The 23,674-nt window shown below is 71.7% G+C and carries 18 protein-coding genes and 1 tRNA gene; 5 read left to right on the top strand and 14 right to left on the bottom strand.

The features are described from left to right. Positions 1-130 precede the first annotated feature (130 nt). Together rplA and rplK are read right to left on the bottom strand one after the other, a co-directional pair. Positions 131-823: a 50S ribosomal protein L1 gene (rplA, locus tag DC432_RS00980; protein WP_108319386.1), complete on the bottom strand. Its 693-nt coding sequence runs from the start codon at positions 821-823 to the stop codon at positions 131-133. 11 nt (positions 824-834) lie between these two features. Then, a complete protein-coding gene (rplK, locus tag DC432_RS00975) occupies positions 835-1,266 on the bottom strand; it encodes a 50S ribosomal protein L11 (RefSeq protein ID WP_058232721.1) in 432 nt (143 codons plus the stop codon). Positions 1,267-1,597: 331 nt separating this feature from the next. Here rplK and DC432_RS00970 point away from each other — a divergent pair, with 331 nt between their 5' ends. Beyond that, a complete protein-coding gene (locus DC432_RS00970) occupies positions 1,598-2,557 on the top strand; it encodes a hypothetical protein (RefSeq protein WP_116536300.1) in 960 nt (319 codons plus the stop codon). 666 nt (positions 2,558-3,223) lie between these two features. Here the strand turns inward: DC432_RS00970 and nusG are convergent. From nusG to gabT, 8 genes are all read right to left on the bottom strand, one after another. Beyond that, positions 3,224-4,345 (bottom strand): transcription termination/antitermination protein NusG, encoded by a 1,122-nt coding sequence (gene nusG, locus DC432_RS00965; protein WP_116536299.1) that lies wholly within the window; start codon positions 4,343-4,345, stop codon positions 3,224-3,226. A gap of 60 nt (positions 4,346-4,405) precedes the next feature. After that, positions 4,406-4,681, bottom strand: coding sequence for a preprotein translocase subunit SecE (gene secE, locus DC432_RS00960; RefSeq protein ID WP_108319121.1), 276 nt, complete (start codon positions 4,679-4,681; stop codon positions 4,406-4,408). A 42-nt stretch (positions 4,682-4,723) separates the two neighbouring features. Further along, a tRNA-Trp gene (locus tag DC432_RS00955) sits at positions 4,724-4,796 on the bottom strand. Positions 4,797-4,967: 171 nt separating this feature from the next. Beyond that, on the bottom strand, positions 4,968-6,329 hold the full coding sequence (locus DC432_RS00950) for an NAD-dependent succinate-semialdehyde dehydrogenase (RefSeq protein ID WP_116536298.1): 1,362 nt from the start codon (positions 6,327-6,329) through the stop codon (positions 4,968-4,970). 22 nt (positions 6,330-6,351) lie between these two features. Beyond that, positions 6,352-7,917 carry an APC family permease gene (locus DC432_RS00945; RefSeq protein ID WP_116536297.1) on the bottom strand — a complete coding sequence of 522 codons (1,566 nt, stop codon included), beginning with the start codon at positions 7,915-7,917 and terminating at the stop codon, positions 6,352-6,354. Further along, a complete protein-coding gene (locus DC432_RS00940; protein WP_116536296.1) occupies positions 7,914-8,786 on the bottom strand; it encodes a universal stress protein in 873 nt (290 codons plus the stop codon). Before DC432_RS00940 ends, DC432_RS00945 begins: the two co-directional genes overlap by 4 nt. After that, positions 8,783-10,243, bottom strand: coding sequence for a flavin monoamine oxidase family protein (locus tag DC432_RS00935; protein WP_116536295.1), 1,461 nt, complete (start codon positions 10,241-10,243; stop codon positions 8,783-8,785). Before DC432_RS00935 ends, DC432_RS00940 begins: the two co-directional genes overlap by 4 nt. A 91-nt stretch (positions 10,244-10,334) precedes the next feature. Next, positions 10,335-11,684 carry a 4-aminobutyrate--2-oxoglutarate transaminase gene (gene gabT / locus DC432_RS00930; protein ID WP_207770719.1) on the bottom strand — a complete coding sequence of 450 codons (1,350 nt, stop codon included), beginning with the start codon at positions 11,682-11,684 and terminating at the stop codon, positions 10,335-10,337. Positions 11,685-11,776: 92 nt separating this feature from the next. Here gabT and DC432_RS00925 point away from each other — a divergent pair, with 92 nt between their 5' ends. Then, positions 11,777-13,306, top strand: a complete 1,530-nt coding sequence (locus DC432_RS00925; RefSeq protein WP_116536293.1) for a PucR family transcriptional regulator — start codon at positions 11,777-11,779, stop codon at positions 13,304-13,306. A 651-nt stretch (positions 13,307-13,957) separates the two neighbouring features. Beyond that, positions 13,958-14,785 carry a type IV toxin-antitoxin system AbiEi family antitoxin domain-containing protein gene (locus DC432_RS00915; protein ID WP_116536291.1) on the top strand — a complete coding sequence of 276 codons (828 nt, stop codon included), beginning with the start codon at positions 13,958-13,960 and terminating at the stop codon, positions 14,783-14,785. A 225-nt stretch (positions 14,786-15,010) separates the two neighbouring features. Here DC432_RS00915 and DC432_RS00910 read toward each other — a convergent pair whose 3' ends face one another. Next, complete coding sequence (locus tag DC432_RS00910; RefSeq protein WP_243392971.1) at positions 15,011-16,486, bottom strand: XRE family transcriptional regulator; 1,476 nt, start codon at positions 16,484-16,486, stop codon at positions 15,011-15,013. A gap of 129 nt (positions 16,487-16,615) precedes the next feature. On the opposite strand from DC432_RS00910, the gene aceA reads away from it, so the two are divergent. Both aceA and aceB read left to right on the top strand, forming a co-directional pair. Next, entirely contained in the window at positions 16,616-17,932 is a 1,317-nt protein-coding gene (gene aceA / locus DC432_RS00905; RefSeq protein WP_116536290.1) for an isocitrate lyase, read from the top strand. Positions 17,933-18,194: 262 nt separating this feature from the next. After that, positions 18,195-19,808 (top strand): malate synthase A, encoded by a 1,614-nt coding sequence (aceB, locus tag DC432_RS00900; RefSeq protein ID WP_116536403.1) that lies wholly within the window; start codon positions 18,195-18,197, stop codon positions 19,806-19,808. A 46-nt stretch (positions 19,809-19,854) separates the two neighbouring features. Here aceB and DC432_RS00895 read toward each other — a convergent pair whose 3' ends face one another. From DC432_RS00895 to DC432_RS00885, 3 genes are read right to left on the bottom strand one after another with little or no spacing between them, the layout of a single operon-like run. Then, a complete protein-coding gene (locus DC432_RS00895) occupies positions 19,855-21,267 on the bottom strand; it encodes an AMP-binding protein (protein WP_243392970.1) in 1,413 nt (470 codons plus the stop codon). Further along, positions 21,260-21,868 carry a phosphohydrolase gene (locus tag DC432_RS00890; protein WP_116536289.1) on the bottom strand — a complete coding sequence of 203 codons (609 nt, stop codon included), beginning with the start codon at positions 21,866-21,868 and terminating at the stop codon, positions 21,260-21,262. Before DC432_RS00890 ends, DC432_RS00895 begins: the two co-directional genes overlap by 8 nt. Continuing rightward, complete coding sequence (locus DC432_RS00885; RefSeq protein ID WP_243392978.1) at positions 21,861-23,669, bottom strand: VWA domain-containing protein; 1,809 nt, start codon at positions 23,667-23,669, stop codon at positions 21,861-21,863. Before DC432_RS00885 ends, DC432_RS00890 begins: the two co-directional genes overlap by 8 nt. Between the last annotated feature and the right edge of the window lie 5 nt (positions 23,670-23,674).

Below are 23,674 nucleotides of genomic sequence, written 5' to 3'. Positions count from 1 at the left end.
TCGGGCGCGATGGTCTTCCCTCATGACGCTGTGTTGCACGTCCGTGCACGGGGGTGGGCCGTCGACACCGCGCCCGGGAACGCGAAAGCCCCGCCGGCACGGGGCGCGGCGGGGCTTTCGGTGACGAACGTCAGACGATGGCGTTGACGTCCAGCGGGATGCCGGGACCGAAGGTGGTCGACACGGCGCCCTTCTGGATGTAGCGGCCCTTCGAGCTGGACGGCTTGAGGCGGACGATCTCTTCGAGCGCGGCCTTGAGGTTCTCGTCGAGCTGCTCGGCCGAGAACGACGCCTTGCCGACGACGAAGTGCACGTTGGCGTGCTTGTCGACGCGGAACTCGATCTTTCCGCCCTTGATCTCCTCGACGGCCTTGGCCGGGTTGGGGGTCACGGTGCCCGTCTTGGGGTTCGGCATGAGGCCGCGGGGTCCGAGGACCTTACCGAGGCGACCGACCTGGCCCATGAGCTCGGGCGTGGCGACGGCGGCGTCGAACGAGGTGTACCCGCCGGCGACCTTCTCGATGAGCTCGGCGCCGCCGACCTCGTCGGCACCGGCGGCCAGGGCCGCCTCGGCCGCGGGGCCGTTGGCGAAGACGATGACGCGCGCGGTCTTACCCGTGCCGTGGGGCAGGATGACCGTGCCGCGGACCATCTGGTCGGCCTTGCGGGGGTCGACCGAGAGCTTCAGCGCGACCTCGACGGTCGAGTCGAACTTCTTCGAGCCGGTCTCCTTCGCCAGGGCGACGGCCTCGGCGGGAGTGTAGAACGTGTCGGCCGCGATCTTCTCAGCAGCGGCGCGGAATGCCTTGGACTTGGTAGCCATTGTTATCTCCCTCAGTCCTCGACCGTGATGCCCATGGAACGGGCGGTACCGGCGATGATCTTCGAGGCGGCCTCGATGTCGTTCGCGTTCAGGTCGGGCTGCTTCGTGGTGGCGATCTCGCGGACCTGCTCCTTGGTCAGCTTGCCGACCTTGGTGGTGTGCGGGGTGGGCGAACCCTTCGCGAGGCCGGCGGCCTTCTTGATGAGCTCTGCGGCGGGGGGCGTCTTCAGGATGAACGTGAAGCTGCGGTCCTCGTAGACGGTGATCTCGACGGGGATGACGTTGCCGCGCTGGGCCTCGGTCGCCGCGTTGTACGCCTTGCAGAACTCCATGATGTTGACGCCGTGCTGACCGAGCGCCGGACCGATCGGGGGCGCGGGGTTGGCCGCACCCGCCTTGATCTGGAGCTTGATCAGGCCGGTCACCTTCTTCTTGGGTGCCATATCCTTTTCCTCTCTCGAGCGGGGGCCTCGCGGCTCCCTCTCTCCCGCGACCCGGCGGTTCCGGGCAGCGGTCGTCGCGCGCGCGGACGCACGCAACCTCCTCATCATACGCGATGCCGGCCGCCCCGTCATCCCGGTGCTCCCTCCCCGTCGCCCTGTCCCCCGGCGCCCTTGTCCCGTCGCCCCATTCCCCGATAAACGCCGTCCGTGTCGAGACACGGTGCGCCGCCGCGAGTCTCGGCACAAACGGCGTTTATCGGCGGAGGCGCCGGGCGCCCGGGTTATGCACACCCGGTCACCGCGGGTGCGCCGTTTGCGGCACCCTCGGCGGATGGATGCCGATCCTCCCGCGTTCCGCGGCGCGCCCCTGCCCTTGTTCGCCGCGGCTGAGACTCCTTCCCTCGGGTCGCACCCGTCGCGCGACCCGCACCTGCATCGCATTCGGACGGGCGTGTACACGGATGCGGCCGGGTGGGCTGCGCTGCCGCCGTGGGACCGATATCTCCTGCGCGTGCACGCGTTCCGGCTCGTGAACGCCGGTGCGGTCTTCTCCCACGAGTCGGCAGCGGTTCTTCACGGCTTGCCCGTCTTCGGCCACCCCCGGCACATCCACCTCTTCGACGGACGACGCGCACGCTCGCTCGCCTACGGCGACGTGCGCGTGCACACGAGCGCCGACCGTCGCCGCACCCTCGAGCGCGACGGCATCCGATGCTCTCCTCTCGCGGACGTCGTGGTGGACCTCGCGCGCGTCCTACCGCCCGCGTTCGCCCTGGCGATGGCGGATGCCGCCCTCCGGACCGATGGGATCACCTCGACCGAGCTGAAAGACCTCGCCGCGTCCCGGCGCAATCCGCGCGGTCGGAGGAAGCTCGACTGGGTCCTGGCCCGTGGCGATCTGCGGTCGGAATCCGTGGGCGAATCGGTGAGCCGGGCGGTCGTCGAGTGGTGCGGGTTCCCCGCGGCCGACCTGCAGACCGAACACCGCGTCGCCGGCCGCACCTATCGATCCGATTTCTGCTGGCCGGAGCATCGCGTCATCGGCGAGTTCGACGGCTGGGCGAAGTACGACGGGCACGACCCGGAGGCCGCCGCCACGGCCGTCCGGGCGGAGAAGACGCGCGAAGACGCGCTGCGGCGGGCGGGATGGCGCATCGCGCGGTGGGACTTCGCCGGTGCACTGAGGGTCGACGGCCTCCGCGATGCGTTGAGGGCAGCGGGGTTGCCCGTGGTGTCGCGGGTCGACGGGCGCAACCTCCGCAGCGTCGGCCTCAACCCGCGTTCCGAGTAGCGGCGGCGCGGCGGACGCTGCTTGCGGCGCGGCGGACGCTGCTTGCGGCGCGGCGCCGGAGCGAGACGCGCGCGCTCGCGGAGGCACGGCGCGCTGCGGCGAGGCCCGGCGGACAGCGGGGCGGGCGGCGGGCGGCGCGCTCGACGGCGATAAACGCCGTTCGTGCGAGACACGGGCCGCCACCGCGTGTCTGAGCACGGATGGCGTTTATCGAGCGGTGTCGGGCCCGGAACGCGGCGTACTGGCGCGGTCGGCGGGGAGGCGGGCGGCAGAGCGGCGAGCGGCGATAAACGCCGTCCGTGCCGAGACACGGTCCGCCACCGCGTGTCTGAGCACAGATGGCGTTTATCGAGCGGTGTCAGGCCCGGAACGCGGTGCACCGGCGCAGCGGGCGAGCGGCCCGGCGCACCGGCGCAGCGGGCAAGCGGCCCGGCGCGGCGACCGGCGCAGCGGGCGAGCGGCCCGGTGCGGCGCGGTGAGCGGCACCGCGGGCAAGCGGCCCCGCGCGGCGCGCTCGACGGCGATAAACGCCGTTCGTGCCGAGACACGGTCCGCCGCCGCGTGTTTGGGCACACACGGCGTTTATCGGTGGGGAGGGCGCGGGAGAACGGCGAACGCCCCGCGCGGCAGGAGCCGGGCGGGGCGTTCGCGGGGACGCGCGGGGCGTCACACCATCTTGGTGACCTGGTCGAACGACAGCTCGACGGGGGTCTCGCGCTCGAAGAGCGACACCAGCACGGTGAGCTTGCCGCTCTCGGGCTTGATCTCGCTGATCGTGCCGGGCAGGCCCGCGAACGAGCCCTCCTTGATCGTGATCGTCTCGCCGGCCTCGAAGTCGACCTCGGCCGGGATGACGCGCTGAGCGGTCGGGGCGCCCTTGGCGGCTCCGGCCTTGGCGGGAGCGGACTCCTTGACCTCGACGAGGCTCTTCAGCATGTTGAAGGCCTCTTCGAAGCGCAGCGGCGTGGGGTTGTGGGCGTTGCCCACGAAGCCGGTGACACCGGGGGTGTGGCGCACGACCGACCAGGTGTCTTCGTTGAGGTCCATGCGCACCAGCACGTAGCCGGGGATGCGCACGCGGTTGACCATCTTGCGCTGGCCGTTCTTGATCTCGACGACGTCCTCCATGGGGACCTCGACCTGGTAGATGTCGTCCTCGACCTCGAGCGTCGACTTGCGCTGCTCGATGTTGGCCTTCACCTTGCGCTCGAAACCGGCGTACGAGTGGATGACGTACCACTTGCCCGGAAGCGAGCGGAGCTCCGCGCGGAACGCGTCGTAGGGGTCGAGGTCTTCGTCGTCGGCCGCGTCGACGTCGGTGGGCGCATCGGCGGGCGACTCGTCGGACTCGACCTCGTCGACGACGGATGCCGCGGCCGAGACCTCGTCGACGAAGTCCTCGTCGAGAACGGGCTCGTCGGGCTCGCCGTTGACGTCGGGGCCGTCGTAGGGGGTGACCTCGTCGGCAGCCTCGGCGGCCTCTTCGGCCTGCTCCTCGGCGAGGGAGTCGTTCAGCACCTCGGCGGCGGCCTCGGCCTCGCTGGCCTCGTCGATCTCGAGAGCGTCGTTCACGATCGCGTCCGCCTCCGGGTCGGTGATGTCGATGTCGCTCAGGTCGGCGTCATCGGCGTCGGTCTCGTCATCGACGATGTGGACGGCCGAGTGCTCGGCCGAGTCGGAGGCGCGCTCCTGCGACTGGAGCACGTTGCCCTCTTGGGCTTCGTCGTCCTCGCTGGACTGCTCGGCTGCCGTCGCCCAATCGGCGTCGTCGACATATCTTTCAGACACTGTGATCTCTTCCGTTCAGAGGCGGCCGCCCTTGGCGCCGCGCGTCCGCCCAGACGCCGGTCAGGCGCCGGCGGTACCGGGGACGCCGAAGACGGCGGTGGTGATCCACACGAACAGCACGTCGAGGCCGTAGACGATCGCCATCATGACGACGACGAACCCGAGGACGACGGCGGTGAACTTGAACAGCTCCTGCCGCGTCGGGGTGACGACCTTGCGCAGTTCCGCGAAGACCTGACGAATGAAGAGGGCGATCCGCGCGAAGAAGTTGAGCTTCTTCTCGCGGGGCGCACCGCGCTCGGCGACGATCTCGCCCTGCGCCTCGTCCTGCGTCATCGAACCACCTAGGTCTGTGTCTGTGCCAGCGTGCGCTGTGCGCAGGGCGGACAGGAATCGAACCTGCAACCTGCGGTTTTGGAGACCGCTGCTCTGCCAATTGAGCTACCGCCCTAAGATCCCGAAGGATCCGGGAAGCGAGATCCGCACGCTATCGCCTGGAATCTCTCGGGGAGGGATGCCGTGTACCCGGGGGGCACAGCGAAAGAATGCAGATTTCGACTGCACGTCCCAGTCTATGTCATGTCCCCCGGCGAGGCGAACCGGCCGGGGGACGCGACACGGATCAGGCCGAGCGGATGAGCTTCTTGTTGACGAACTCGTCCGCCGCCAGAAGGCCCATCTCGCGCGAGGTGCCGCTGCGCTTGACCCCACCGAACGGCAGCTCGGGCGAGTCGGCGAGCACGACGTTGACGTAGACCATGCCGGCCTCGATGCGGTCGGCGATGCGCTGGGCCTGTTCGGCATCCGTGGTGAAGACGTACGAGCCCAGGCCGTAGCCCGTGCCGTTGGCGATCTCGATCGCCTCCTCCTCGCTCGACACGCGGTAGACGGTGCCGACGGGGCCGAAGAACTCCTCGCCGTACGCGTCCATGTCCTTCGTGACCCCGGTCAGCACGGTGCCGGGGTAGTAGGCGCCGTCGCGCCGGCCGCCCACCTCGACCGTCGCCCCCTGGGCGACGGCGCGCTGGACCTGCTCGTCGAGGCGCTCGGCGGCGGCCAGGGACGACAGGGGTCCGAGCACGGTGTCGTCGGCGAACGGGTCGCCCACCTTCGCCTCACCGAGCGCTGCGGTGAACTTCGCGAGGAAGCCGTCGTACAGGTCGTCGGCGACGATGAAGCGCTTGGCCGCGTTGCACGACTGGCCGTTGTTGTCGAGGCGGGCATCCACGGCGGCCTGCACGGCGGCATCCAGGTCGTCCGTGGAGAGCAGGATGAACGGGTCGGACCCGCCGAGCTCGAGGGCGACCTTTTTCAGGTGCTGGCCGGCGAGGGCGGCGACGGCCGACCCGGCGCGCTCGGAACCCGTCACCGACACGCCCTGCACGCGCGGGTCGGCGATGATGGTCGCCGCCTGGTCGTTGGTCGCACGGATGTTGACGTAGGCGCCCTCGGGCAGACCGGCGTCGCGGTAGATCGCCTGCAGCGCCTCGGCGGACTCGGGGCACTGGGGCGCGTGCTTGAGGAGGATCGTGTTGCCCACCGCCAGGTTGGGCGCGGCGAAGCGGGCCACCTGGTAGTACGGGAAGTTCCACGGCATGATGCCCAGCAGCACGCCCAGGGGCGAGCGCCGGATCACGGCGGATCCCTCGGCCAGGATGTCCAGCGGGGTGTCGCCGGTGATCTTGTCGATGTTGTCGGCGTAGTACTCGGTGATGTCGGCGGCGAAGTCGACCTCGCCTTCGGCCGCGGCGAGCGGCTTGCCCATCTCGCGCACGATGATCGCGGCGAGCTCGTCACGGCGCTCACGGTGCAGCTCTGCGACTCGGCGCAGCGCCGCGGCACGGTCCGCGGGCGCCGTGCGCGACCACGCGCGGTACGCGTCGTGGGCGGAGGCGATGGCACCCTGCACTCCGGCATCGGTGAGCGTGTCGTACTCGGCGAGGGTCTCACCGGTGGCGGGGTTGACGACGGCGTAGTCGCTCATGGTGCTCCTTTTCGTTTCGTTGTCAGGACGTGCGGCGACGGCGGGCGCTGGCGGGCGCCTCGCGTCCCAGGGTCTCACCGCGGAAGAACGCCGGGCTCTTCACACGCTGCGCGATCATCAGGACGACGCCGACCACGATGATGACGACCGTGATGACGAAGACCAGCCCCACACCGCCGATCTCGGAACCGGAGCCGTACGAGGGATCCGCGCTGTCGATGAGGGTGGTCACGAACAGCACGGCCAGGATGACACCGCCCACGAGCGGGGCCAGCAGCGTCAGGAAGACGTTGCGCACCGAGTCGAACCACTGCTTGCGGAAGTACCAGACGCACGCGAAGGCGGTCAGGCCGTAGTAGAAGCAGATCATCGCGCCCAGCGCCGTGATGGTGTCTGTCAGGACGTTCTCGCTCAGCACGCGCATGATCGCATAGAAGGCCGAGGCGACGATCGCGGACACGATCGTGGCGTAGCCGGGGGTGAAGAACCGCGGGCTGACCTTCGCGAACGTCCGCGGCAGGGCGTCGTAGTGCGCCATCGCGAGAAGCGTGCGGGCAGGCCCCACGAACGTGGCCTGCAGCGACGACGCCGAGCTGGTGAGCACCGCGAGCGAGACGAGGAACGCCAGCGGGCCGAGGATCGGTCCGGAGAGGTGGAAGAAGACGTTCTCCTGGATGTCCTCGTTGCCCAGGCCCAGCTCGCCCGTGCCGTTGCCGGCGAACATCAGCAGCGCGACCGCGATCAGCAGGTACAGCGCCACGATGAGGAACACGGTGACGGTCGCCGCGCGACCGGGGGTGCGGTCGGGGTCCTTGGTCTCTTCGTTCATGGTGAGGATGACGTCCCACCCCCAGAAGATGAAGATCGACAGCGACAGGCCGGCGGCGAAGGAGCTGAAGGAGTCGACCTCGAACGGGTTGAACCACGATGCCTGCACGGGGCTGGCATCGAAGGCGTTGCCGTTCATCATCTCGACGACGGCCGCACCCGCGAACACCAGGAGCACGAGGATCTGAAAGCCCACCAGGCCGTACTGCAGGCGCTGCGTGGTCTGCAGGTCGCGGTAGGACACGATCGTGGCGAGCAGCATGAACAGCAGGCACACCGCGATGTTGATCGGCACGACCCGGGTGAGCTCCGCGATCTCGGCGTTGCCGGTGATCTGGGCGATGAGCAGGAACAGGAAGTCCACCGCGATCCCGGCCAGGTTCGACAGCACGATCACCGTCGCCGCGACCAGCCCCCACCCGGCCATCCATCCGACCCAGGGCCCGAAGGCGCGCGCGGCCCACGTGAACGAGGTGCCGGCATCCGGCATCCGGGAATTCAGCTCCCGGTAGCCGAGCGCGACCAGGAGCATGGGGATGAAGCCGACGAGGATGATGGCCGGCACCTGGAACCCGACCGCGGACACGGTGGGCCCGAGGGCGCCGGTGAGCGTGTAGGCGGGGGCGATGGTCGAGATGCCGATGACGACGGCGCCCACCATGCCGATCGACCCGACCCGCAGGCCCTTGTTGGAGATGCCGGTGGTGACGGCGGCGTCGGGGCCCGGGGCGGGGCTCGCGTCGTTGCGAGATGAGGTCATGAGGAGGTCTCCGAGGTGCGCGGCACCACGATCATGGGGACGGGCAGGGCGCGGAGGATTCGCCCTGCGGTGGAGCCGAGGAACAGTCGGCGCGGCTGCGCGAGCCGGCTCGACCCGACCAGCGCGACCTCGCCGGGCAGCCAGTCGATGCGCGACACGGCATCCTCGATGTCACTGCCGGCGCCCACGAGCGCCTCAGCCTCGATCTCGGCGGGCAACGAGCCGCGCACGGTGTCGAGGACGTCCTGCGCGTGCGCCTGAGCGGTCAGGCGGGTCAGGCCCGCATCGACGCGACCGGGGAGGTCGACGCCCGCGAGCGACAGCAGTCGCAGCGGAGCATGCGCGCGCCGCGCCGTCGCCACCGCGGTGTCGAGCAGGACGTCGGCGCCGGGTCGGGTGCCGATCGCGGTGGTGATGCGCGGCAGCCCCACCGACGGATCGACGTGGCGCGCCCCCTCCGGGGCGAGGGCGACGGGAACGGGAGCCGAGTGCACGAGCTCCTCGGCGGTCGTGCCGAGACGGTGACGACCCCGCGGGCCTCCCCCGCCGGTGCCGACGACCAGGACGGCCGCCCCGAATTCCTCGGCGGCGGCGACGAGACCGTCGGACACGTCGGCGGCGTAGCGGACGTGACCCCGGATGCCGGGGAACGGCGCCAGGGCGTCGCGCAACCACCCGCGGGCGGTGTCCTCGACGAGCCGGTCGTACGAGGCGTCGCTGGGAATCGAGACGTTGCCCTGCGCCGACGGCAGGATGACGACGACATGGACCGAGGTCTCGAGGGCCGCCCCCAGGCGGGCGCCCAACGCGAGGGCGTCCGCGCCCGCGTCGGTCGCCGTGTAGCCGACGACGACGCGGTCGCCGCTCATCCGCGCGTCCGCTCGAGGATCTCGTCGGCGGCGCGGTGCCCCTGGCGGATCGCCCCGTCGACGTGCTGGTAGCCGGCGCCGGCCATGTCGCTGCACGCGAGGTGGATCGCACCCACGGGCTGACGCTGGTCGGCGCCGTAACGGTGCAGACCGCCGAGGTCGAAGCTCGCGGCGTATGCTCCGCGCGTCCACTCCTCGGTGCCCCAGTCGCTCTCGTAGTACACGACGGGGTCCTTGGCCTGCGGACCGTAATAGCGCGCCAGGGAGTCGAGGATGCGCTCCTTGCGCTCCTCGGCGGTCAGGCGGAACAGGTCGTCGGCGTTCTGGTCCGAGACGAAACCGACGAGCGTGCCCCGCTCATCGCCGTGGTTGGTGTTGTCGTAGGCCTCGTGGCACAGCTGGTAGGGGCTGAACGCGGTGCCGGACAGGCCTTGCTCGCGCCAGAACGGCGTGTCGTAGACGGCGTGCACCTTGATGACGAAGCCCATCGAGATGTGCTGGTGCATCTGGTGCTGCAGGCGCGGCAGCGGCGGCTCGAACGAGATGCGCGAGTAGAGAACGGGTGCGAGCGCCAGAATGGCGAAGCGCGCGCGTACCGTCACGCCGTCGGCGACGACCGTGACGCCCGCCGACGCCGTCTTCGCCGTCTCGACCCGCGCGGTCAGGGCGCGCAGATCCTCGACCCGCCGCCCCGTACCCGCGTCGACCGATCGCTCGGTGGCGGCGGACTCGTCGCCCCAGATGATGCGGCGCACGGGCTGGTTGAGCAGCACGTCGTCGCCGAGACGCTCGGCGAGCAGCTCGGGCACCTGTTGCAGCCCGCCGGTGACGCGCTTGTCGAGGATGAAGTCGGCATCCACCAGGTGCGAATACGAGCCCGCGGATGCCGCCATCAGCAGCGACTGCAGCAGAGAGAACGTGTGCGTCGGCTTGGTGAGCATCGCCGAACCGGTCGCGAAGGCGAGGTTTCGCACGGCCTCGTCATCATCGGTCTGCTGACGCAGCCAGGCGTCCCACGAGATCTTGTCCCACTCGTCCGCGCGGGGGTGCTCCCACGGCTTGTCGGGGTCGATCTCGGCGACCATCGCGTCGAGCTTCGCCGTGATCTCGTCGATGACCTTCTCGGTCTCGGGCGCGACGGGGAACATCTCGCCGGTGAAGCGCTTGGCCTGGCCGTCGGCACCGACGTAGACGCTGTCGCCCTCGCGGTAGCGGCTGTAGGTCGACAGACCCAGCTCGGCGACGGTGTCGATCAGCGCGGTCTGGTCGGGAGAGACCCACTGCCCGCCGAGCTCGAGCATGGCGCCGTCGATGACGTCGGTCCACAGGCGCCCGCCGACGCGGTCGCGCGCCTCGAGCACGACGACCGAGAGGCCGGCCTTTCGCAGGTCGTTCGCGGCGGTGAGGCCGGCGGCGCCGGCACCGATCACGACGACGTCGCGGGTGATCTCGTCCATGGGATCTGCTTTCTCTTTCGCGTTCGCGTTCAAGGGGATGGCCCCGACGGCGGCGGGCTCTTCGGGTCCTCCGCCGCCGTCGGGACGCCGGTCAGCTGCGGGCGAGGGCGGCCGCGACGACGTCGAGGCCCTCGGTCAGCAGCTCGTCGCCGATCGACAGCGGAGGGAGGAACCGGATGACGTTGCCGTACGTGCCGCACGTGAGCACGATGACGCCCTCGGCGATCGCGGCCTTGGCCACCGCCGACGTGAGAGCCGCGTCGGGCGCGCCCGTGGTGGGGTCGACGAACTCGACGGCGATCATCGCGCCGTGTCCGCGGACGTCGCCGATGCGCGGGTCGTTCTGCTGCAGCGCGTGCAGGCGGTCCTTGAGCAGGACGCCGATCTCGCGGGCGCGCTCGACGAAGCCCTCGTTCTCGAAGGCGTCGATGGATGCCAGAGCCGCGGCGCACGCGATCGGGTTGCCGCCGTAGGTGCCACCTAGACCGCCGGTGTGGGTGGCATCCATGATCTCGGCGCGACCGGTGACGGCGGCGAGCGGAAGGCCGCCCGCGATGCCCTTGGCGGTGGTGACGAGGTCGGGGACGATGCCGAAGTGCTCGCTGGCGAACATCGCACCCGTGCGGGCGAAGCCGGACTGCACCTCGTCGGCGATGAAGACGACGCCGTTGTCACGGCACCAGTCGACGATCGCGTTGAGGAAGCCGTCGGCGGGGACGATGAAGCCGCCCTCGCCCTGGATGGGCTCGATGATGACGGCGGCGAGGTTCTCGGCGCCGACCTGCTTCTCGATGACCGAGATCGCCTTGGCCGCGGCCTCGGGTCCGGTCAGACCGTCGCGGAAGGGGTACGACAGCGGGGCGCGGTAGACCTCGGCCGCGAACGGACCGAAGCCGCTCTTGTACGGCATGTTCTTGGCCGTGAGCGCCATGGTCAGGTTGGTGCGGCCGTGGTAGCCGTGGTCGAACGCGACGACCGCCTGGCGCTTGGTGTACTTGCGGGCGATCTTGACGGCGTTCTCGACGGCCTCGGCACCCGAGTTGAACAGCGCGCTCTTCTTGGCATGGTCGCCCGGGGTCAGACGGTTCAGCGCCTCGGCGACCGACACGTACGACTCGTAGGGCGAGACCATGAAGCACGTGTGCGTGAACGCGGCGACCTGCTCCTGCACGGCCTTGACGACGGCGGGGTGGGCGTTGCCGACGCTGGTCACGGCGATGCCCGAACCCAGGTCGATGAGCGAGTTGCCGTCGGCGTCGACGACGACCCCGCCACCGGCGGCGACGGCCTGGATGGGCACGGTGTGACCGACGCCGGATGCCACGGCGGCGGCCTTGCGCTCCAGCAGCTCCTGCGAGCGCGGACCGGGGATGGCGGTGACGAGGCGGCGCTCCTGGGCGAGGGACGGACCGCCGACGAGGGGGAGGGTGTCGAGGCTCATGGCCGCGATGCTACGGACGGCGCGGCGCGCCCCGCACTCTCCTGCGTGTACAGTCGCAGGCGCCGTCGTATACGAGTCGTACAGGAGTGTCCATGGCCGACGCCGCCGTCGCCCCGCCGAGTCTGCGCGCGCTGCTCGCGCGCTCCGACCTGCGCCTGCGCCTCGTCGTCGACGAGGCCGATCTGCCCGCCGGGAGCATCGACCGCCCCGTGCGCTGGGTGCACTCCAGCGACCTCGTCGACCCCACGCCGTTCCTCAGCGAGGGCCTGGTCCTGCTGACGACCGGCACGCAGTTCGACGACGCGGCCGACTACCCCGCCTACGTCGGTCGCCTGCTCGCCCGCGGTGTCCGCGCGCTCGGATTCGGCACCGAGGTCGTGCGCGACGGCATCCCCTCCGGTCTGACGACAGCCTGCCTGGAGGGCGGGATGCCGTTGTTCGAGGTCCCGTACCGCACGCCCTTCATCGCGGTGGCGCGGGCCGGCGCCGAGGCCATCGCCGCCGACGCCTATGCCCGCCGCAGCTGGTCTCTCGCCGCGCAGCGCGCCGTCTCGCTCGCCGCTCTGCGCCCCGACGGGCTCTCGGCCACGCTCGCCGAGCTGTCCCGCCAGCTCGGCTGCTGGGTGGGGCTGTTCGACGCCGCCGGGGCACTGCGTACGGAATACCCCCGAGACGGCCTCGAAGCGGGCGCCGTCGAGGCGGTGACCGGCGAGGTGATCGCCATGCTTCGGCGCGGGACGCGCGCGGCCTCGCCCCTGCGTGCCGAGGGCGTGTCGGTGACGCTGCAGACCCTCGGCCGCGGCGGACACCTGCGCGGCGCGCTCGCGATCGCCGCGGACGACCTCGACCACGAGGCCCGCAGCGTCGTGACCGCGGTCGTCGCGATGGCGGCCCTCGCCCTCGAGCAGCAGGACGGGCTCGGACGGGCGATCGGCACCTTCCGCGCGGGCCTGATCCAGTCGCTGTGCACGGACGACCCCGCGCTCGCGCGCCGCGCGGGCCGCGACCTGTTCGGCCCCCTGCCCGCGGCGCCCGTCGTGGTGGCGCTGACGCCCGCGGCATCCCTCCGCTCGACGGCGCTGACCGAGTGGCTCGAGGTACGCGCCCAGGAGGGGCGGGGCGAACTGTTCTTCGGTCGCGGCGACGACGGGATCGTGCTCGTCGTCCCGGCGGGCGCCCGCGCGCCGCTCGACGAGATCGCCGAGCGCTTCGAGCTGGTCGTCGGGTGCTCGGCCCCCACCGGGTACGACGGATTCTCGAACGCCCTCACCCAGGCGCGGACCGCCCGAGACCGCCTCTCGACCCCCGGTGTCGCCGACTTCGCCGACACCGCGCGCGCGGGGCTGCTCGCCGCCCTCGGGTCCGAGGCCGCCCGCACGGTCGCGCTCGGCGCGCTCACGCCGCTGCGCACCCACGACGCGGCCCAGGGGTCCGCCCTGCTCGACACCCTTGACGCGTGGCTCGCCCACGACTGCTCGCACGAGGCGACGGCGCAGGCCCTCGGCATCCACCGCCATACCGTGCGCGCCCGCATCGCGCAGGCCGAGCGCGTCCTGGGGCGCGACCTGTCGGGCTTCGCCGCGCGCGCCGAGGTGTGGGCCGCGCTGCGGCTGGCGGAGTAGGCGGGGGCTTGGGGGCAGGGTCGGGGGCAGGGTCGGGGTCGGGGTCGGGGGCAGGGTCGGGGGTCGGGGGTCGGGGGTCGGGCTCGGGTGTCCGGGGCCCCGGGTCCGGGGTCGGCCGGACACAACGGCGGGAACTTTCACGACTCGCCGACCACACTGCGGCCGAACACGGCGTGTCGGACAATCGGCCCGCCGTTGTGCACGGCGGGGAGGGAGAACAGGACCAGGACCGGGGCGACGAGAGGCCTGACCGGACGGGCAGGACTCGGCCGATCCCCCACCGGACACAACGGCGGGAACTTTCACGACTCGCCGACGACACGGTGGCCGAACACGGCGTGTCGAACAATCGGCCCGCTGTTGCGCACGGCGCGAGGGTGACAGGACCAGGACCGGGGCGACGAGGGGCCTGACCGGACGGGCAGGACTCGGCGGATCCTCCACCGGACACAACGGCGGGAACTTTCACGACTCGCCGACCACACGGCGGCCGAACACGGCGTGTCGGACGATCGGCCCGCCGTTGTGCACGGCGCGAGGGAGACACCGGGCCGGGGGCGCGGACGGTCGCGACCTCTCCCCAGGGGTGAGTTCTCCACGGTCAGCGGCCGCACGCCCTCCGGCGCGGATGCGCAGCCGGATGGTGGAGGAATGTGCACGAATCGAACCCCCGTCCGGACCTACGCCGAACTGCGCGCAGAGGGACTGACCCGCCGCGCCCTCGCCGCCGCCGTGTCGTCGGGCTCCCTGCTTCATCTGCGTCGCGGCGTCTACGTCGACGCGGGCGCGTGCCGACCGGTCGTATCGGCGGCACGGCACGGCGGCGCGCTCGCCTGCGTGACGGCGGCTCGTCATCTCGGACTGTGGGTCTTGGACGCGACCGACGTGGTCCACGTGTGGCTGCACGGCTCAGGCCACACGCACGCCCACGAGGACTGCGCGTGCCGCCCGCACTGGGACGACCTCCCCACCGGCGGTTTCTTCGACCTCCCCCGGGTCGCGGTGGCCCTCCGCCAGATCCTGAGGTGCCTCGGCGTCGAGGAGTTCTTCGTGGCGGTCGAGTCGGCACTGCGGAAGCGACTGCTCACGGCGGCGGACCGAGCCTGGCTCCACGGTCACATCAACGAATCCGGACGCGCGGCACTGGCTTTTGCCCGATCGGATGCCGACAGCGGTCTCGAATCGTTGATGAGGTGGCGGCTCCGCACGCACGCGCTCGCCGTACGCACGCAGACGCGCGTCGTTTCGGGGGGCCGGGTCGACCTCCTCATCGGCGACCGACTCATCGTGGAGGCCGATGGTGCACCGTTTCACGAGGGAGAAAACCAACGACACCGTGACCTCCGACGTGACGCGCGGGCGGCCGCGTGGGGCTTCGTGACACTCCGATTCGATCACGCGTTGATCGTGCACGACTGGCCGACCGTCGAAGCGGCCATCCTCGCCTACGTCGATCGCGGTCTGCACCTGGGCCGCTGACGTCCCCGCCGGCCGACACCGCGCCCCGGCCGAAACCCCCGGCCGACGCGCACCCGTGCACAACGGCGGGACTTTCTCCGACACGCCGCGCCACGGCATCCCTCCCCCGGCGTGTCGCACCCGCAACCCGCCGCTGTGCACGCCCGGCCCCACCACCGCACCACTGCCGCCGTCGCCGCGACAGCACCGGTGACCCGCCGCGGTGGGCCCCCGCCCCCGGCGGGGTCACCGGGGGGCGTGCGCCTCCAGGAACTCGTACATCTCGGTCGTGTCGACGCCCGGGAACGACCCGGTCGGCAGGGTCGCCAGCAGCGTGCGCGGGGTCCGGACGTTCGGCCACGCCTGACCGCGCCAGGCGTTCTCGAGCGAGGCGGGCGCCCGTCGGCAGCAGGTCTCGACGGCGTGACGCGAGACGGCGCGGTTGGTCGTGTCGCGGCCTCTGAACCACCGCGTGTCGTCGAAGCGCACGCCCACGCTGACCGAGTGCGCGCCCTCGCTCGACTGCTCCACGCGGGCGGTGCACCAGTAGGTGCCGTTGCCCGTGTCGGTGTACTGGTAGTACGGGTTGAACAGATCGTCCTCGTCGAAGACCACGCGGCTCGTCCAGCGCCGGCAGCACATCTGCCCCTCGATGGAGCCCAGCCGGTCGGTGGGGAAGTTCACGTCGTCGTTCTCGTACGCCTTCGTGATCGTGCCCGACTCGTGCACCTTGAGGAAGTGCACCGGGATGCCGAGGTGCACCGTCGCCAGGTTGGTGAAGCGGTGCGCGGCGGTCTCGTACGACACCGAGTAGGCGTCGCGCAGGTCCTCGATGCTCAGCGCGCGTCGCTCCTTCGCCTCGTGCAGGGTCGGGACGACGTGCTCCTCGGGCATGAGCAGGGCACCCGTGAGGTAGTTCGTCTCGACGCGTTGGCGCAAAAACTCGTCGTAGCTCGTCGGTTCGCCGTGGCCGAGGATGCGGCTCGACAGCGCCTGCAGCACCGCGGCGCGCGGGTCGCCTTTCGCGACCCGCGTCGACAGGTACAGCCGTCCGTTCTTCACGTCGGCGATGCTGCGCGTCGACGACGGCAGGTCGGGGACGTAGTGCAGCGTGAACCCGAGGTGCGCGGCGATGTCGCTCGCCCCGCGCTGCGTCAGCGGCCCGCCCGGATGCTCGATCGCCGCGAGCATCCCGGATGCCACGCGCTCCAGCTCGGGAAAATGGTTGTCCTGTGTGCGCATCAGCCGCCGGAGCGCGACGTTGGCGCGGCGGGCCTCTTCGGGGGTGGCCGACCGCTCCTCGCGCAGGCGTTCGATCTCGCCCTGCAGCGCGAGCATCGCGGACAGCACCTCGTCGGGGACGGACCGGCCGACACGGAACGGCTCGATCCCGAGCGCTTGGAACGTCTGGCCCCGCATGGCCCGTTCCACCGAGATCTCGAGCGCCGCGCGGGCGTCGAGGGGTTCGGCATCCAGGATCTGATCGAGCCGGCACTCCAGCGCCCGCGCGATCGCCTGCAGCAGGGTGAGCTTCGCTTCGCGGCGGCCGTTCTCGATCATCGACATCTGGCTCGGCGCGCGCCCGACGGCCGCGGCGAGGTCGTCGAGGGTCAGACCGCGCGCGGTGCGCAGCTGCCGGATGCGCCGACCGATGGTGAGGGTGTCCACCTCTTCATGGTCGAGCGGGAGGGGTGCCGCGGGGAGGGAGACGCCGGTGTCCATACCGGAAGGTTCTCACACGAACAGAAGATCGGTCGAACTTCACTGCGACATTTCTCTTGCAGGGGGTGGTTCTTCGCGGACAGTGGTCTGCACGGGGCACCGACGCCCCGGCACCCGAAGGAGGACGACATGACGATCCAGGCCACCCCCGCCCAGCAGCCCCTGCGCCCCGGCGACCAGACCGAGACCGCCGATGAGATCCGCGCCGCGTGGCAGAACGACCCGCGCTGGGACGGCATCGAGCGGACATACACCGCCGAGGACGTCGTCCGCCTCCGCGGGAGCGTCCGCGAGGAGTCCACGCTCGCGCGCCGGGGAGCGGAGAACCTGTGGAACCTCATCCACACCGAGGAGTACGTCCGCGCGCTCGGCGCCTACACCGGCGGCCAGGCCGTCCAGCAGGTGCGCGCCGGGCTCAAGGCCATCTACCTGAGCGGCTGGCAGGTCGCCGCGGACGGCAACCTCGCGGGGCAGACCTACCCCGACCAGAGCCTGTACCCCGCCAACAGCGTGCCCGCGGTCGTCCGGCGCATCAACAACGCGCTGCTGCGCCAGGACCAGATCGAGCGCGCCGAGGGAGAGATCACGCAGGACTGGCTCGCGCCGATCGTCGCCGACGCCGAGGCGGGGTTCGGTGGGCCGCTGAACGCCTACGAGCTGGCGCAGTCGCTGATCGCGGCGGGGGCCGCCGGCATCCACTGGGAAGATCAGCTCGCCAGCGAGAAGAAGTGCGGTCACCTCGGCGGCAAGGTGCTCGTGCCCACGCAGCAGCACATCCGAACGCTGAACGCCGCCCGCCTGGCCGCGGACGTCGCGGGGGTGCCGACGGTGATCATCGCCCGCACCGACGCCCTGGCCGCCGACCTGCTCACCAGCGACGTCGACGAGCGCGACGCGGCGTTCCTCACCGGCGAGCGCACCAGCGAGGGCTTCTACCGGGTGCGACCCGGACTGGATGCCGTGATCTCGCGCGGTCTCGCCTTCGCCCCCTATGCCGACCTGATCTGGGTCGAGACGGGCGAACCCGACATCGAGCTGGCCCGCCGCTTCGCCGAGGCGATCCACGCCCGCTACCCGGGCAAGAAGCTCGCCTACAACTGCTCGCCGAGCTTCAACTGGAAGCGCCACCTCGACGACGAGCAGATCGCCACGTTCCAGGCCGACCTGGCCGCTCTCGGCTACGCCTTCCAGTTCATCACGCTGGCCGGCTTCCACGCCGTGAATCACTCGATGTTCGACCTCGCCCGCGGCTACGCCGAGCGCGCCATGAGCGCGTACGTCGAGCTGCAGGAGGCCGAGTTCGCCGCCGAAGCGAACGGGTACACCGCCACGCGCCACCAGCGCGAAGCGGGCACCGGATACTTCGACGTCGTCTCGACCGCGCTCAACCCCGACAGCGCCACGCTCGCCCTGGCCGGCTCGACCGAGACCGCCCAGTTCCACTGACCTCACTTTCACGCCCCGTCCGTCCGCCCCTCCCCGCCCACCCGTTCGTCAGCCCGTCGACTGTCCTGGACACGCCGTAACCGCCTCGACTCTCGCGGCGTGTTCTGGACACTCGACATCTGCGGCGGGCCGCGAGCGGGTGACGGGCCACGGGCTGGGGCGCACCGCACAGAAAGCCACGACCATGACCCTCATCACCTCTCCCCCGCCCACCGCCGCGACCCCGCCGACCGGGAGCCGTACCGACGCCGAAGAATCCCGGATGCCGGCACCCTCGGCATCCCTCCCCCATCTGCGTCTCGAGCGCCCCCTCGAGGGACGCGACGGCGAGATCCTGACCCCCGCCGCGCTCGCCTTCGTCACCGAGCTGCACGACCGCTTCGCCCGGCGTCGCCACGACCGGCTCGCTGCGCGCCTGCGCCGCCGCTTCGAGATCGGCACGGGGGACGACCCGCACTTCCGCGCCGACACGGCGCACATCCGCGAGGACCCCTCGTGGCGCGTGGCCGGAGCGGGTCCCGGCCTCGAGGACCGACGGGTCGAGATCACCGGCCCCACCGACCCGAAGATGACCATCAACGCGCTCAACTCCGGAGCGCGGGTCTGGCTCGCCGACCAGGAGGATGCCACGAGCCCCACCTGGGCGAACGTCATCGGCGGACAAGTGTCGCTGTTCGACGCGATCCGCGGGCAGCTGTCGTTCACGAGCGCCGAGGGAAAGCGCTACGAGGTCACCGCCGAGCGCACGCCCACCATCGTGATGCGCCCGCGCGGATGGCACCTGCCCGAGAAGCACGTGACGTTCATCGACCGGGCGGGGCGGGAGCTGCCGGCATCCGGTTCCCTCGTCGATTACGGCCTGTACGTGTTCCACAACGCGCACGCGCTGATCGCCGCGGGCCGGGGTCCGTACTTCTACCTGCCGAAGATCGAGTCCGCCGAAGAGGCGCGGCTGTGGGACGACGTGTTCTCGTTCACCGAGGAGCGGCTGGGTCTGGCCCACGGCACGATCCGCGCGACCGTGCTGATCGAGACGCTGCCCGCGGCGTTCGAGATGGAGGAGATCCTCTTCGCCCTGCGCGACCACTGCGCGGGCCTGAACGCCGGGCGGTGGGACTACATCTTCTCGATCATCAAGACCTACCGCGGCCGCGGGGCGCGCTTCGTCCTCCCCGACCGCAGCGAGGTGACGATGACGGTGCCCTTCATGCGGGCCTACACCGAGCTGCTCGTGCGCACGTGCCACAAGCGCGGCGCCTACGCGATCGGCGGCATGAGCGCGTTCATCCCCAACCGGCGCAAGCCCGAGGTGACCGAGGCGGCGTTCGAGAAGGTCGCCGCCGACAAGCGGCGCGAGGCGGGCGACGGCTTCGACGGCACGTGGGTGGCCCACCCCGATCTCATCCCGGTGGCCCGCGCCGAGTTCGACGCGGTGCTGGGGACGGCGGCGAACCAGCTGCACCGCACCCGCGACGAGGTGACGGTCGAACCGGCCGACCTGCTCGACGTGCGCATCGGCCGGCCCGTGACCGAGGCGGGCGTGCGCGGCAACGTGTCGGTGACCCTGCGGTACATCGAGGCGTGGCTGCGGGGTCTGGGCGCCGTCGCGATCGACGACCTGATGGAGGACGCCGCGACCGCCGAGATCTCGCGCTCGCAGATCTGGCAGTGGATCCACCAGGACCACCGCACCGTCGAGGGGACCCCGATCACGCGCGACCTCGTCGAGCGGATCGTGACCGAGATGCTCGCCGAGACGCCGCGGTCCGAGGGCGACCGCTTCGACGACGCCGCCGCGGTGTTCCGCGAGGTGGCCCTGCGCGAGGAGTTCCCCGCGTTCCTCACGCTCCCGGCCTACGCAAAGTACCTCGACTGAGGGGTGCCGGCGCGAGCCCCCTCCCCGCTACGGGAGGGGGCTCGCGTCATGCGGGCCGCGGGGCCGCGTGCGAGACGAACCGCCGGGGCTTGCCCTCACCCAGGTCAATCAGCCGCTCGACGCGGGTGACGACGACCCGCTGATCGAGCAGCGCCTGCAGCGCCCGCCGCACCCGGGCGGCATCGCCCCCCGCGATCGTGACCTCGACCGCACCGTCGGGGGCCTGCACGACGGCCCAGCCGCGTGCGCCGTACGTCTGCAGTTGCTGCGTGAGATCGACCGAGGGGATGCGGCCTCCCGCCCCGGTGACGAACTCGGTGTGCTCGCGGCCCTCGAGGTCGGCGATGCCCACCGCTCCGTCTGCGAGCCGCACCAGGCGCCCGACGTCTCCCGTGCGATAGCGGACCAGGGGCAGCAGGGGGTTCTCGCCCGCCGTCACGACGAGCTCTCCGACGCCGCCCTCGGGCAGCGGCCGCCCCGCGGCATCCACGACCTCGACATGGACCCGGCGATCCAGCACGCGGAACGGACCGTCGTCGGTGCGCGCCGCGATCGGCCGCGTCTCGTGCAGACCGTAGACGTCGATCACCGGGCACGCGAAGGCGGCCTCGAGCTCAGCGCGCAGCGGCGCCGCCAGGGCCATCGCGCCCGAGAAGAGCGCGAGCGGACGCACGATGGAGCGCAGGTCGTCGCGCAGCAGCTCGGCCAGGCTCGTCGGGTTTCCCGAGATCACCTGCGGATCGGCGTCGGCGAGGAAGAGGGAGCGGTCGGATGCCACCCGCCAGGCACGCTCGTCGAGATTCACCCGGGCCATGGCTCGGTGCGCGAACCCGCTGATCACCGAGACGTAGGTGAACGCCTGACGCTGCTGCAGCACCCACACCAGGGCCATCCTCTCCGCGTCCGGGCGCCACTCGACCCCGGCGCGGCGGACGAGATCGACGAGCAGATGGAACCCCCGCGCGACCTCTTCGACGTCGTCGGGGATGACGAGCGCCGCCCCGGTGGAGCCCGAGCTCGTGCCGTGGAGCAAGCGGTCGAGGTCGGCGTCGAGGGGGACGAACGCCGAGACGTCGCTCACGAGGTCGGACCGACCGATGAGGGGGAAATCCGCCAGGGACTCCAGGCCCGTCATCCCCCGGTAGAACGGCAGCCTCCGGGCGATGGCGAGATGCTCGTCCATCCACCCCGCGAGCGGCAGCGGCCGGCGCGTCCGTTCGACCGCCTCCGCCGTCAGCCGGTCGCCGGTCGCGTGCACCCACGCGGGAGCGGCGGGGTGGGACCGCCAGCGGTCCAGGCGGGCCGCGGCCGCGGCGTCCAGGGTCGGCCAGCGTTCGGCATCCGTCAGCACCGCCGTCGCACCCGGGCGGTACTCCCCCAGCGCGAGAGGGTCGTCAGGATCGTGGGTCGCCGTCGTCCCGTCGCGGTCGGGCAGCGCCGACGTGCCGTGGTCATTCACTCGAGTACCTCGCCGCAGCCTCTCTGGCTCGGGCCTCCGCGAGACGCCGGGCGATCTCGGCACGGTGCTCGTGCGCCGCGTAGGCCTCGGCGAGGGCGCTGCTACGGCGCAGGGAGTCCCGCGCCTGCCACAGCGCCTGCGCGGTCGAACGGTCCTCACCCGCGGGCAGGAACCCCGCCCACAGCAGGAAGGTGCGCGCGGCCTCCTCTCGCCGTTCGTCGTCGGACAACCAGTCGAGCGGGTCCACCACCGGTGCGAGCCGGAGCGCCAACGCGTCGACGGCGCGCATCGCCCGCGGACCGGCCGGCGACGGTCGGAACGGCTCGACGAGTTGTTCGCTGGCCAGCAACCACAGACCGATCGCCGCCCCGCGGCGCACGCGCGGGTCGTCCGCGTGGGCGGCCGAGGCGCAGACCGCCCCGATCACATCGCCCGACAGGGCCGCGAGGGAGACCTCGTCGTCGAGGAACGGGCGCGGCACGCTCGACAGTCGGACGGCGACCGCGTCGAGCGCCGGGCCGGGGCTCGCGAGCGCCCAGGCCTCGGCCTCGGGGGGCGCGAGGGTCGACCACACCCGCAGGAGTTCGTCGGCGTCAGCCATTGAGCACCTCCGCCAGCTCGGCGCACGCCCGGGGGGCGTCGTCCATCGATTCGATGTACAGCAGGTCGTACCCCGCCGCCCGGGCGAGGGGTTCCACCTGCCGCGAGCTGTCGAGGACGACGAGAGTGCCCGTCGACAGCGTCGCGCGCACCTGCGCGGCGACCCCGGCTCGATCGGGATCGCCCTCGCCGAACATCGACACGAGCCCGTCGTCCGACAGGACGACCAGATGGCGGCGTTCCCGAGTGGCCGGTTGCCTCCCGAGCGAGCGACGCTCGAGCAGATCGAGGGGGAACGTCGTCCCTCCGCCGAAGAACAGGGCGAGATCGCGCACCACGCGGACCGGGTCGCGCGAGAAGTCCTCGCTGCCCCCCACCTGGCCGGGCCCCGAGAAGCTCGCGACGCGGACGCGACCCCCGCCCCGCAGGATCGACAGCGCGAGGATGGTGCCGGCGAGCACCGCGGGCGAGCCGGTCTGCGGGTCCGGCATCGAGCCGGACGAGTCGATGTACAGGTCGAGCGTGATGCTCGTCTCGCGCGGCAGCGGCTCGTCGGCGAGGAAGGAGCGGCGCCGCGTCGTGATCCCCGGCACCACGACTCCCCCGGCTCGGAGCGTCGCCGGCCAGTCGAGGTCGGCCAGATCGTCGCCCGTCTCCCACGTCTCGACCGGTCCGGGCAGCTCCTCGGACGGCGTCGACGGAGCGCGCCGCGTCAGCGGACGCACCCACCGCGCGGCCTCGGAGCGGTACCACGCGGCGAGCACGGCATCCTGGTCCGCTGCATCGTAGAGCTCGAGGGTCTCGGCGATCCCCAGGGCCTGTCCCGCCCCACCCCCGTCCGAACGCGTGACGCCGCTCGCGGGCCCGCGCCCGGGCATCTCGCGCGCGGGGAGCGGTTCGTGCAGTCTGCGATCGGCCAGCACCCTCCCGAGCTCCGACCCGCCGGGCGGGGAATCGTCGGCCGCGCACACCCCGCTCGGCATGCGCTCGAGCGTCGCGCGATCAGCGACGACGTAGGGCGCCATCAGCACACCGAACCGCAGCGCCCCCGACACCGCGTCGCCCGCGAAGGTCCGCACGAGCTCGGCGAGGAGGTCGGCGTCCAGGACGGGGCGCGTGATCGTCGCCTCGGCCAGTTCCCGCGCCACGCGCTCGGCCTCGACCCGCGCGGCGCGCACTCTGTCGTCGGCCCGGCGGCGGTACGGCTCCGAGGCCTCGACGTCGGCCCGCCTCGGTTGCGGCAGCCGCGGCGCGGGCGGCGGCTGGACCGCGCAGAGCGTGCCCGGGGGCAGGTTCCACAGCAGCTCATACGTGCGCAGGTACACCCACCACAGCCGCCCTCCCGTGTCGCGCGAGGCGCGGAAGAGCGAGCGCGACAGCCGCGTGATCCCCGGTTCGCCGGGGCCGTCCCGCCGCCGCTGCAGCAGTGCCACCCGCGCGTTCACGAGCAGATCGGTCCACAGGTTCGCCAGCATCGCGAGGTCGTCGTCGCGCAGCGACGTGGCTCCGGCGGCGACGAGGGTGCGCGCCAACTGGTGGCGGATCTTCAGCGCATCCAACCGTGTGCCGGGGGCGAGGGCGTGATGGCCGAGCTCGTGCGCGAAGACGCTCTCGAGCTCGTCCGCGCCGCCGAGGTCGGCGACCATCCGCGGGTCCACGACGATCTGCGGGGGAAAGGTGAACCACGCGGGTGCGCCGTGCTCCCTCCCCGCGCCCGGTCGCAGGGTGGCGTCGTGCATCCGCACGCCCCACAGCTGCTGGGCGCTCTCCCACGCGCGGCGGTCGTCCCCGGCGAGCGGCATCGTCT

The organism is Microbacterium testaceum (assembly GCF_003075375.1).
In the GTDB taxonomy this organism is placed as follows: domain Bacteria; phylum Actinomycetota; class Actinomycetes; order Actinomycetales; family Microbacteriaceae; genus Microbacterium; species Microbacterium testaceum_E.
Note: the sequence above shows the minus strand (reverse complement) of the source record. Positions and strands in the feature narration are given on the sequence as shown.